This window comes from Armatimonas sp. (assembly GCF_964826245.1).
In genome coordinates, this window is sequence record NZ_CBAYMC010000147.1 from 1 (window position 1) to 11,163 (window position 11,163).

The 11,163-nt window shown below is 59.7% G+C and carries 10 protein-coding genes; 5 read left to right on the forward strand and 5 right to left on the reverse strand.

The window, feature by feature from the left end:
* A partial coding sequence (locus AC1XOS_RS14270; protein ID WP_481962894.1) for an exosortase C-terminal domain/associated protein EpsI occupies positions 1-867 on the forward strand: 867 nt, incomplete at its 5' end.
* Positions 864-1,505 carry a phosphoribosylglycinamide formyltransferase gene (gene purN / locus AC1XOS_RS14275; RefSeq protein ID WP_481962895.1) on the forward strand — a complete coding sequence of 214 codons (642 nt, stop codon included), beginning with the start codon at positions 864-866 and terminating at the stop codon, positions 1,503-1,505. The genes AC1XOS_RS14270 and purN, both read left to right, overlap by 4 nt.
* On the opposite strand, the gene AC1XOS_RS14280 is transcribed toward purN, so the two are convergent.
* The 3 genes from AC1XOS_RS14280 to AC1XOS_RS14290 all read right to left on the reverse strand — a co-directional run bounded on the left by AC1XOS_RS14280 (position 1,480) and on the right by AC1XOS_RS14290 (position 3,503).
* Positions 1,480-2,115 carry an SGNH/GDSL hydrolase family protein gene (locus tag AC1XOS_RS14280; protein ID WP_481962896.1) on the reverse strand — a complete coding sequence of 212 codons (636 nt, stop codon included), beginning with the start codon at positions 2,113-2,115 and terminating at the stop codon, positions 1,480-1,482. The genes purN and AC1XOS_RS14280 overlap by 26 nt on opposite strands.
* Positions 2,112-2,765 carry an SGNH/GDSL hydrolase family protein gene (locus AC1XOS_RS14285; protein ID WP_481962897.1) on the reverse strand — a complete coding sequence of 218 codons (654 nt, stop codon included), beginning with the start codon at positions 2,763-2,765 and terminating at the stop codon, positions 2,112-2,114. The genes AC1XOS_RS14280 and AC1XOS_RS14285 overlap by 4 nt, the downstream gene beginning before the upstream one ends.
* Before the next feature lie 99 nt (positions 2,766-2,864).
* Positions 2,865-3,503, reverse strand: coding sequence for a hypothetical protein (locus AC1XOS_RS14290; protein ID WP_481962898.1), 639 nt, complete (start codon positions 3,501-3,503; stop codon positions 2,865-2,867).
* A 42-nt stretch (positions 3,504-3,545) separates the two neighbouring features.
* Here AC1XOS_RS14290 and AC1XOS_RS14295 point away from each other — a divergent pair, with 42 nt between their 5' ends.
* Positions 3,546-6,080, forward strand: coding sequence for a sugar phosphate nucleotidyltransferase (locus AC1XOS_RS14295; RefSeq protein ID WP_481962899.1), 2,535 nt, complete (start codon positions 3,546-3,548; stop codon positions 6,078-6,080).
* Between the two features lie 46 nt (positions 6,081-6,126).
* On the opposite strand, the gene ychF is transcribed toward AC1XOS_RS14295, so the two are convergent.
* Positions 6,127-7,242 carry a redox-regulated ATPase YchF gene (gene ychF, locus AC1XOS_RS14300; protein WP_481962900.1) on the reverse strand — a complete coding sequence of 372 codons (1,116 nt, stop codon included), beginning with the start codon at positions 7,240-7,242 and terminating at the stop codon, positions 6,127-6,129.
* 28 nt (positions 7,243-7,270) lie between these two features.
* A complete protein-coding gene (locus AC1XOS_RS14305; RefSeq protein WP_481962901.1) occupies positions 7,271-8,374 on the reverse strand; it encodes an aspartyl protease family protein in 1,104 nt (367 codons plus the stop codon).
* A 69-nt stretch (positions 8,375-8,443) separates the two neighbouring features.
* Here AC1XOS_RS14305 and AC1XOS_RS14310 point away from each other — a divergent pair, with 69 nt between their 5' ends.
* A complete protein-coding gene (locus AC1XOS_RS14310) occupies positions 8,444-9,307 on the forward strand; it encodes a fumarylacetoacetate hydrolase family protein (protein ID WP_481962902.1) in 864 nt (287 codons plus the stop codon).
* Between the two features lie 10 nt (positions 9,308-9,317).
* Entirely contained in the window at positions 9,318-11,093 is a 1,776-nt protein-coding gene (locus AC1XOS_RS14315) for an ABC transporter ATP-binding protein (protein WP_481962903.1), read from the forward strand.
* The last annotated feature ends 70 nt before the right edge of the window (positions 11,094-11,163 follow it).

Consider the following 11,163-nt stretch of genomic DNA (forward strand, 5'->3'; position numbering starts at 1 on the left):
GGGCTGGGAACATTCCATGACGCGTCTCCGTATCCGCTCTTTATCATCGTACTGCTTCTTTTGGTGAGCATTGGCCGATTCCTAGAGCGCGTGACAGGCGGCGAAAAGCGCTGGAAGGCACGCCAGGAAGCGGAAAAAGCGGACTGGGCAGCCAACCCGGCTCCCGCAAAATGGAACCGGACGGGGGGGGCTCCGAAGCTCATGCCACTTGGTGCGATGATGGCGGCGACCCTGATGATCTCACTCGTCGCATCGGCCCGCTCGACGTTTAAAGCGCCCTCGGTGGACGTGAAGATGATTCCGGCGGAGCTGGGGCGCTGGAAATGCCCTGAGGGCGATATCTCGGATGCGGCACTGGCCGAGTCGGACTCCTACTTGATCCGGCAGTATGTCCGTGATGATGGCCAGCAAGTTCAGCTTCTGGTGGTCTACCGGCGCTACGGACGGCGTGAGTTTGCGCACCGGCCCGATCAGTGCTTCCCAGCGGGTGGCTATGTCCAGCTCCTCAAGGACACGACAACACTTCCTTGGGCGGGGCGTGAAGACACGGCAGTACACATGCTCTTCGACGGGAGCAAAGTGGAGTACAGTGAAGGGAAGTTTGGGGTGCCCGTGGCAACCGTCAGCTATTTCTTTGCTTCTGGGAACCGTACGGAGTCGGACTTTATGCGCCAGCAGCTCATCATGGCAACGGAGCGGCTCTTCCCGAATAAAAATGGGTGGACCTTTGTGCGCTTAGTCACCCATCGGACAACCACGGACGAGGCAGCTCTGGCGGCACAGAAAGACTTCATGAAGACCTTCGAGCCGGAGATACGGAAAATCATTACCACAGATCCTGAGACCGCAGGGAAAGAGGGCGCGTGACGGAGATAAAGCCACTGCGGCTGGCGGTATTTATCGGGACGAAGGGGCGTGGCTCCAACCTGATGGCGATCTACGGCGCAATGCAAGAGGGACGGCTGAGCGGTGAGGTGGCCCTAGTGATTGGTACCAAACCCGATGCCCCCGCGCTCCTGCGCGCACAAGAGGCAGGGATTCCTGTGGCGGTGATCGCTCCTAGTGACGACTACGAGGCCAAGCTCCTCATCGCCTTAGACCAGGCTCATGCGAACACTATCGCCTTGGCGGGGTATCTCCGGAAGCTCCCCGAGGCGGTGGTGCAGCGCTTTCGCAATCGGATCGTCAATGTGCACCCGGCCTTGCTTCCGGCGTTTGGTGGCAAAGGAATGTACGGCCACCATGTTCATGAAGCCGTCGTTGCCTACGGCTGTAAAGTCAGCGGCTGCACGGTGCACTTTGTGGACTCCGAGTACGACACGGGCCCGATTGTCCTTCAGCGGACGGTGCCCGTGCTCAATACCGATACCCCGGAGACTCTGGCGGCCCGCATCCTTCCTGAGGAACACGCCGCCTATATCGAGGCCCTCCAGCTCCTCGCCGAAGGGCGGATCTCGCTGGAGGGGCGACGGGTGATGATTACCAGCGGTAGTCCACGGTCTTGAGGAAGACGCGGGACAGAACCATGTGACCCGTGGGACTGGGGTGGACTTTGTCGCCTGCCAGAGCCCCGAAGGCCATGCTCTTAAGCGCTTTGTCGTAGGCGGCTTGTGTGTCCCCAAAGCGGCAACCATGCTCTTTTGCGATCTGGCGCACCAGCTTGCCGTACTCGTCCATTCGTTTACGCATCGGCTGGTCGCGATCCGGCTCGACATAGAACGGTGTCAGAAGGGTGATTCCCTTGACCAGTGGCTTTGTCTGAAGGAGCAGCTCGCTATAGGTCTTGACAAACTCCTCGGGGAAGACGCTATCGGGGTTGTTGGTGCCTGAAAACTGCCGCCAGACATCGTTGGTGCCGATCATAATACTCAGCCAGTCCGGCTTGAGGTCGATGACATCTTTCTGCCAGCGTGCCTTTAAGTTCCGAATGGTATTGCCGGATATGCCCGTGTTTAAGACGCGAATCTTGCGCTCTGGGTAGGTTGAGCCCAGCAGCATGTTGACCTGCGCGGGGTAGCCGCCGCCCAATCCACTGCCCTCACCGACGGGCCGTGCCCGTCCTGCATCCGTGATCGAGTCGCCGATAAATAGCAGCGTCCCACCTTCAATCTTCATAGTGCTCCAATTCCTTGTAAAAATGCGTGGGCGATGGTCATGTGACCGACCGGCCCGGGGTGAATCCGATCCCACGCCACGCTGGCGGGGTGGTTGTGCTCTAAAAGCGCGTCGAAGGCGGCCTGTGTGTCCACAAAAACGGCCTCGAACTCGTCTGCGATCTCTTGAACCGCCGCCCCGTACTCGTCCATCCGCTGGCGCATCGGGTCGTGGAGGTTGGCATCTATCACATAGGGAGTCATGAGCACTAGCCCCTTGAGCTTAGGCCGCGTGCGGTGGCAGAGGCTCCAGAGCGTCTCCGAGTACTCGGCGAGGGGCACGGCGCGTTCGGGGGCAAGAGGAGAGTCAAACTGTCGCCAGACATCGTTGATCCCAATCATCACGGAGAGCCAGTCCGGGGCGAGATCGGTCACATCGGACTTCCAGCGGGCCGCCAGATCGCGCACCGTGTTGCCACTGCTGCCCACGTTGCGAATCCGAATCCCACGCTCGGGATAGGCCGCCCCAATCGTCGCCGCCACATCGCGGACATAGCCATTGCCAATCTCTCCCCAGTTCCACGGATTCGCCTCACCAACAGGCCGGGCGCGACCACAATCCGTGATCGAGTCCCCGATAAAGAGTAGATTAGAGCTAGCTTCGATGCGCATGGCAGAAAATTCGGCAAACGTTCGGCTATTTCCTGCGTTGGAGTTACGACTCCGAGCACGGCAACTTTTTACTGTGCTCGGAGGCCCAGGACTGCCTGCTTACTTTCCGGCGAGGCGGCGGCGCTCGAAGAGGAGGTAGCCTATAAGCGCGGGCTCGGAGCCGACCATGGAGCCGACGCGCTCTAAAGTTCGGGAGAAGGCACGCTCGCTCTGGTCGCCGCCGGCGGTTCCGAGCTGATCTATCGCTTCGTCAATCATGGCAAGGGCATCAACCATAAACCGGCCCTTGCCGGAGGCCATGGTGCGGTAGTCGTAGCTGGTCCAGAGGCGGTTGAGGCGCTCGTAGACATCGTCCCAGGTGGCAGTGTCCGCAACGGCAGTGGGGTTGGCGTTCAGGCGGTCTTGCTGCTGCTGCTGCATCTTGGCCAGCGCCACTTCCCCAGCTTTGACCGAGTTCCATGCCTCAAGGGTGGGGGAGTCCAGCACCTTAAGCTTGAGCTCACGATTGCCCGTGATATGCCGAAGCGCCTGCTCAATCTTCAGCTGGGAATCGTTGGACTTCAGGGTGCCATTGAGGAGCCCATCCGTGCTCTCAATCCCCACGGCGAAGACATTGCCTTCCCAGGCAATGGGGACACTTGCATCCAGTGCCCGGTACATGGCCGGAGCCACGGCTGCCTTCTTTGCCATCTCGACAACTTGTGTCCAAATCGCGATCATCTCTGTCTTATCTGCCATGTTGCGTATTGTACCTGAAACAAAACATGCTACAATAGCGACATGAAAGCTGTCGTCATGGCGGGCGGCGAGGGGACGCGGCTTCGGCCCCTTACCTCCAACCGGCCAAAACCTCTCGTCCCTATTCTTAACAAGCCGATCGCGCAGCACATTATCGAGCACCTCAAGCGTGCCGGAATCAATGACATTGTTGTCACCCTCTACTATCTCGGTGAGGAGATCCAGCGCTACTTTGGCGATGGCTCTGACATGGATGTCAACCTTATCTACTCTGTTGAAGAGACGCCGCTAGGTACGGCGGGCTCGGTCAAGCAAGCAGAAGAGCATCTCAAAGATGGGACTTTTGTGATTGTCTCGGGCGATGCCCTCACTGATGTGGACATTGACAAGGCGCTGGCATTTCACCGCGCCAAAGGCGCTGAGGCGACCCTGATCCTCAAGCCCGTTCCCAATCCTGTCGAGTTTGGTGTCGTCATGACCGAGCCCGATGGGCGCATTATTCGCTTTTTAGAGAAGCCTGATAAAGCCGAAGTCTTTTCCGATGCAGCCAATACGGGAATGTATATCCTAGAGCCCAGTGTTTTTGAGCTGATGGAGCACGGCAAGAGCTACGACTGGTCGCAGGACATCTTCCCGCAGCTTCTTGAGGATGACCGTCCGCTCTATGGCTACACCATGGAGGAGTACTGGTGCGATGTGGGCTCACTGGAGCAGTACCGCCAGGCACAGTACGAGATGCTAGAGGGGCAGACCGCGCTTCCGATTCCCGGCGCAAGCCATCCCAATCGCATTTTTGTTGGCGGGGGGACCGAGATTCATCCCACGGCTAAGATCATCGGGCCTGCCGCTATCGGCTCGGATTGCCGCATTGGTCCTGGTGCGGTCATTGGCCCAGACTCTGTTCTCGGCGATGGGGCGATTGTGGAGGCCAATGCGAAGATTGAGAAAGCCATTCTCTGGCGCTCAGCCTATGTCGGGGCGGGGGCGCAGCTCACGGCCTGTACGGTCTGTAACCATGTTCACCTGGGTGTCAATGTGAAAGTGGAAGAGAGCGCTGTCATTGGGGACAAGTGCTCGGTCGAGGCGGGAGCGACCATCCGCTCGCGGGTCAAGCTCTGGCCTGATAAGCTAATCGAGGAGCGCTCGGTGGTGACCGAGAGCCTTGTCTGGGGCGCGAAGGCGTACTCGAATCTCTTCCGTGGCCTGGGTGTGCCGGGGATTACCAATATCGAGCTGACGCCGGACTTTGCCGCCAAGCTGGGGTCGTCTTTTGGTGCGTTTCTGAAAAAAGGTGCGACCGTGGTGGTCAGCCGCGATGGTCACCCAGCGAGCCGTATGCTCAAGCGTGCCCTCATGGCCGGGCTGTCGTCGGTGGGCGTGACCATGGTGGATGTCGAGGAGATGGCCCTGCCGGTTCTGCGCACCACGGTTCGTGCCAACCGCGCACGCGGCGGTGTCCATGTTCGGCAAGACCCGGACCATGCCGGTCGCACCCTCGTGGAGCTCTTCGATGAGCGGGGCATCTATCTTAATAAGAACAATGAGCGCAAGATCGAGACGATCTTCTTCCGCGAGGACTACGGGCGTGTGTTGATGGACGAAGTGGGGACGATCAATGTCGCGACTCGTCCGCTGGAGCAGTACACGCAGCTCTTCTTGAAGCAGATCGCCGCCAAGGATATCGAGCGCCAGGAGTTCACGGTGGTCATTGACTATGCCTACGGCTCGTCGCTGGCCCGTGTCCTTCCCTCGATTCTCGGTCAGCTGGGCTGTAAAGTCTTTGTGCTCAATCCCTACCCGGACTGGAAGCGCTCGCCCAAGAACTCCCAAGACCGTGAAGCGCTGGTGGCAGGGCTGGCACAAGTCGTTCACCAGCAAAAAGCCGATCTCGGGGTCATGATCTACTCCGATGGCGAGCGCTTAGAGCTGGTGGATGAGCTGGGTAACCCGCTCAACCGAGCACGCTTGCTGGCGACACTGGCGACCATGGTGGCGCAGACCACGCGGGCAGGGGAGTGCAAGATCGCAGTGCCTCTGAACGCACCGTCGGCGATTGAGAGCATTCTCTCGCGCAGTGGCGGTGTCGTGACCCGCACCAAGACCGACCCGCGTTTCTTGATGAATGTTGCTTCGTCTACCGCCGAGAAACTGGTGATGGCGGGGGATCTGGCCGGTGGCTTTATCTTCCCCGGCGGCGAAGAGGCGTTTCACCCCACGTTCGATGGTCTCTTTACCTTTGTGAAGACCCTGGAGATGATGGCGCTGCACCAGCGCCGTCCGCTCAGCTCGTTTGTGGCGGAGCTTCCTCCAATGCACCTCTCCAGCCAGACCCTGAGCTGTCCTCAGTCGGATAACGGGCGGGTGATGCGGATTTTGACGGAAGAGGCACAGAACGCCTCGGGTGCGCTGGAGCTTCTCGATGGCATTCGTGTGGTCGAGTCGCCCAACACCTGGACCCTGGTGCTCCCCGACCCGGCAGAGCCCTCAATCCATGTGCACAGCGAGGGCGTCTCGGTCGCGGATGCCAATGCCAGAACCCAGCGCTACGCCGATAGAATCGCCGAGCTGGTGAACTAAGCATAGACCGCCCCCCGCACGGCGGGGGGCGGTCTATGCGGGGCAATTAGCCACTACACAAAAACTCGACCACGTCACCGTCTTGCATGACGTAGTCTTTGCCTTCGGTGCGGAGCCAGCCTCGGTCGCGTGAGGCGGCAATGCTCCCTGCCTCGACGAGCTTTGTCCAGTCAATCACCAAGGCGCGGATAAAGGTGCGCTCTAAGTCCGTGTGGATCACGCCCGCCGCTGTGGGGGCTTTGTCGCCCTGGCGGATGGTCCAGGCACGGACTTCTTTCTCGCCCGCCGTTAGGAATGTCTGCAAGCCGAGTAATCGGAAAGCGACCCGCACGAGGCTATTCATTCCGGGCTCACTCAGCCCGAGGTCATTGAGAAAGACCAGCGCCTCCTCGGGATCGAGCTCGGAGAGCTCGGCTTCGATCTGCGCGGAGATCGCCACCACGTCCATGCCTTCGTCTTGAGCCATCTTTTTGAGGGCGGCATAGTGCGGGTTGCTGCCACCATCGGGCAAGTCCGAGTCGGGGACATTGGCGACATAGACCATGGGCTTGGCGGTGAGCAGGCCGGACTCTTTGTAGAACTTAGCCAGCAGCTCGGGGTCGTTCCAGACGAATGTCCGGGCGGGACTGCCTTCACTCAGGTGGGCCACGAGGCTCTCGACCAGCGGCACCAGCAGGGCATCATCTTTGCTGGACTTTGCGTTTTTCTTCAGGCGATCCAGCCGCTTCTCTAGAATCTGCAAGTCCGCCAGCGCCAGCTCTAAATTGATCGTCACCGCATCACCGACAGGGTCTACATGCCCCTCGACATGGATGATCTCCTCGCTCTCGAAGCAGCGCACCACATGGGCCACGGCGGCAACCTCGCGGATATTGGCGAGGAACTGATTGCCTAGCCCTTCCCCTTTGTGTGCGCCTTTGACAAGCCCCGCAATGTCCACGAACTCGACGATGGTAGGAACCACGGGGGGCACGCGGTCGCCCTTGGTGTAGACCTTCGCCAGGGCATCGAGGCGCTCATCGGGGAGCGTGACGATACCGACGTTTTTATCAATCGTCGCAAAGGGGTAGTTGGCCGCGACCGCGCCCGCTTTGGTGATTGCGTTGAAGAGCGTGGACTTACCCACGTTGGGCAAGCCCACAATTCCGACTCCTAGTGCCATAACGCCACAGAGTACCGCACAAACGCGCCTATAGCACGTCCTGGAGGATAATCACGACCATGCGAGTCGTGCCCGTGGCGGTGCGAACCGTGGCTTGAACCTTAGTTCCGGGGGCTCTGCGGAAGATCTCACGGCTACCACTAAGGCCCAGGTCTTTTGCCGGTTGGCCATCGAGCACGGTCAGGACATCGCCTTTTTTCAGCCCCGCTTTCTCCGCCGGGCCACCCGGAGTGATGGTCAGCACCTCGTAGCCATCGCCCTCAAACGTCCCTGAGAACCCAACACGAGAGAAAACAAACGGCTGGTTGAAGTCCGCGTTTTTTGTGAGAAAGAAGCGCTTTCCTGGGTAGTCCAGGGTGACCGTGAAGCGAGAGAGTACCTCGCCGCCGAGCAAGGCGATGGTTCCCGTGTCGGCGAGGGCACCGCTCTTATCTCGAGAAAGGCCGGTGACGACCTTGGGGACTTTGATTCCTCCCATTTCCAGTACGCCGATCCGTGTTACCTCTCCAATGGTGACGCCACCAAGCCCTTTTCCAAGGACGGTCTCCACACGCTTTGGGTATTTTTTATCGAGCGCATTTTTCGAAACCGTCGGTGAGGTGAACGTCAGTGTTCCGGAGTATCCCGTGTCTACCCGGAGTGCACCAGCAATGCCATCTATCTTGCCCGGAATCTCCGGGATGTTCATCCGCAGGTTCATCGGGAGCAGCTGGGCTTTCGGGTCGGGGGAGAAGCCCTTGGGCTCGATAAAGCACACTTTTTTCGTGGCGTAGTCAATCTGCACGACATAGTTTCGCAAGAACGGGTAGCCGACGATGCCATCGAACTCCCCTTTAGACCCGCTGGGCAGGTCGAGAATCACGCCAAGCTGCTGGGTCTGAATGGCTCCCCCGATCTCGATCTTGGCATTGGTAATTTTTGCCGGTACCAGTTTCTCTCCGCCACCCCCGACGAGCGTCTGTCCCATGCTCTTGAGCTGGAGCTTCTCGGCGGACTTGGGGGTGTAGAGCCCCGCTCCGGCTCCCGTGTCTAAGATCAGGCGTGCGGGCTGGTCATTGACCTTGCCCTCGACCACAATCAAGTAGCCTTCGTAGGTAAAGGGCACCTCATAGCTCTGCTGCAAAAAAATCATAAACTCTAATCCTCTCGCATTAAAGACGGCTGAGAAGGGGAAAAGTGACGAAAAGTTGAATCTACTGTCGTGGAATTATTTCGTTACCTGCACCCCGAGCAAGGCCCGCGCCTCGGTGCCGAGACTTCTGAGGGTTTTTTCGATCTGACGGCATATGATCCTGAAGTATTTGCCTCGATTTCGTCGTGGCTGGCGCACGAGCGCCCGGCGGAGATTGCGCTGCTGGCGGAGAAGGCAGTGAGTCGCTACGCCGAGATAGATCCCGACTGGCAGATCTTGCCGCCGGTAGATGGCAAGATGGAGGTCTGGGCGGCGGGCGTGACCTACGAGGACTCCAAGCGTGCGCGAATGGCGGAGTCCGAGGGCGGGGGCGATTTCTATGATCGCGTTTATGACGCAGACCGGCCCGAGCTTTTTTTCAAGGCCAACCCCTGGCGGGTAGTCGCGCCCGGTGATCCCGTCAGCATCCGCACCGACTCGCGCTGGGATGTCCCCGAGCCTGAGCTGACATTGGTGCTCTGCGCCTCTGGCCGCATTGTGGGCGTGACGGTGGGCAACGACATGTCGTCGCGCTCTATCGAGGGCGAGAACCCGCTCTATCTGCCACAGGCGAAGAGCTACGCGGGAGCCTGCGCGGTTGGCCCGACGATCCGAATCGTGGACGTGGACGTAGAGCTCAAGAACCTGCCGATCACGCTGGAGATCTCGCGTGAGGGAGAAACGGCGTTTTCGGGCGAGACGAGCACCGCGCGGATGAAGCGCACCCCACACGAGCTCGCGGAGTGGCTGTTTAAGACCCTGCCATTTCCCGATGGGGCACTGCTGATGACCGGCACTGGCCTCATCCCCCCCGACAGCTTCACGCTCCAGAGCGGCGATGTGGTCACGATCTCCATTGGGGGAGTCGGAACATTAATCAATCCGGTGGCGTAGAATAGAGGCAATGGACTCTCCCCAACCGTCGGATCGCCCAGCGCTGATCCGGCGGCTTATCGCCTTTATCTCGCCCTTTCGCAAGCAGCTTGCTCTTGGTTTGCTCAGCAGCGCTCTCTCGGCGGGGGCACTCCCACTTGCGATGAAGTCCATGACGGATTTTATTGATTCCGTGCGCCGTCAGCAGGTGCAGGGAAGTGCCGCCTACCCACCAGGAGCCGAGCAGCAGGTCGTTCACGTTGGGCTGACGATTGTTGCCGCCTACACGGGGCTGCTGGTCTTTCGGTTTGCTCAGGGGCTCTTTCTCTCCGAAGTGGCGCAGCGCGTGGGGATGCTGATCCGGGCCTCGATCTTCTCCCATCTTCAGCGGATGCCGCTCGCGTTTTTTCATAGCCAGCGTACGGGCTCCCTTCTGGCGACACTCACCAACGATGTGAACCGGCTGCAAAATGCGGCGATGTTGCTGCGCGATGGTGTGGTGCTTCCTATTCAGGCTGTCATTTATTTTGTGATGATGCTGCGCGCCTCGCTGGAGATGGCGGTGGTCACTCTGGTCACGGTTCCGATCATGGTGGGAGCGGTTCAGCTCATTACGCGCAAGCTACGGGCCTTCAGCACGGAATCCCAAGCCCGCTTGGCGGATGCGACGAGTATTCTGAGCGAGACGCTCTCCGCTCCCCGTGTGGTGCAAGCATTCTCTGCCGAGAGTCGCGAGGTGGAGCGCTTCAACCAAGCCAATGAGAGCGCGTTTCAGGCGGCGATGCGCGGGATTCGCCGCACGTCGCTGCTGACTCCGACTGTGGACTGGATCGGTGCGCTCGCGATGGCATTGATTCTGTATGCTGGGGTTCACTTTCAGGTGCCGCTGGGCAGTTTTCTGCTTTTTGTGATGATGGCAAATCTTCTGTCGGGCTCGATTAGCGGTTTTGGAAATGTCCGGGGGCAGTTCGAGGAGCTTCTGGGGGCGGCGGATCGAATCTTTACGCAAGTGCTTGATGTGGTTCCCAGTATTCGGGATGCAGAGGACGCGACCCCACTTCCGGCGCTTGCCGGCCGCGTCGAGTTTGAGGACGTGAGCTTTGGCTACGATGCTGAGCAGCTGGTGTTAGAGAGTATCTCGCTGACGATTGAGCCGGGCGAAGTGGTGGCGTTTGTGGGGCCGACGGGCGCGGGTAAGTCCACGCTCGCCGATCTGATACCGCGCTTTAATGACCCGACGCGTGGGCGAGTCTTGGTGGATGGGGTGGACATCAAGACCGCCACCATTGCCTCACTCCGCCAGCAGATTGGGCTCGTGCCCCAAGATAGCGTCCTGTTTTCGGGGACAATCAAGAGCAATATCGCCTACGGCAAGCCGGAAGCTACGGAGGATGAGATTGTTGCTGCCGCCTGCGCCGCCAACGCCCACGAGTTTATTCTGGCGCAAGCCCAGGGCTACGAGACGCTCGTCGGGGAGCGTGGCACGACACTCTCGGGGGGACAAAAACAGCGTCTTGCCATTGCACGGGCGCTTCTCACCAACCCGCATATCCTGATCTTCGATGAGGCCACCAGCGCTCTGGACACGCAGACAGAGTCCGTGGTCCAAGAGGCGCTAGGGACGTGGTTCAAGGGCCGCACGACCATTATCATCGCCCACCGCCTCTCCACGATTGTCAACGCCGATAAGATCGTGGTTCTGAAAGATGGAAAGATCGCCGAGGTTGGAACGCACACCGAGCTTCTCGCTTCCAGTGGGCTCTACAGCCTGCTCTACAACGCACAGCAGCGAGGCATCGACGCGTGAGCACACCCCGTCCTTTAACCTTCAAAGTGCGGGCGCTGGCGGCGACGATTAGCGGTCTCGTGCGCTTGCT

What these genes read in the sequence shown, in the direction of transcription:
- AC1XOS_RS14280 (WP_481962896.1), bottom strand. Translation starts at nt 2,115, where the DNA reads ATGAAGATTGAAGGTGGGACGCTGCTATTTATCGGCGACTCGATCACG.
- AC1XOS_RS14285 (WP_481962897.1), bottom strand. Translation starts at nt 2,765, where the DNA reads ATGCGCATCGAAGCTAGCTCTAATCTACTCTTTATCGGGGACTCGATC.
- AC1XOS_RS14290 (WP_481962898.1), bottom strand. Translation starts at nt 3,503, where the DNA reads ATGGCAGATAAGACAGAGATGATCGCGATTTGGACACAAGTTGTCGAG.
- AC1XOS_RS14295 (WP_481962899.1), top strand. Translation starts at nt 3,546, where the DNA reads ATGAAAGCTGTCGTCATGGCGGGCGGCGAGGGGACGCGGCTTCGGCCC.
- ychF (WP_481962900.1), bottom strand. Translation starts at nt 7,242, where the DNA reads ATGGCACTAGGAGTCGGAATTGTGGGCTTGCCCAACGTGGGTAAGTCC.
- AC1XOS_RS14305 (WP_481962901.1), bottom strand. Translation starts at nt 8,374, where the DNA reads ATGATTTTTTTGCAGCAGAGCTATGAGGTGCCCTTTACCTACGAAGGC.
- AC1XOS_RS14315 (WP_481962903.1), top strand. Translation starts at nt 9,318, where the DNA reads ATGGACTCTCCCCAACCGTCGGATCGCCCAGCGCTGATCCGGCGGCTT.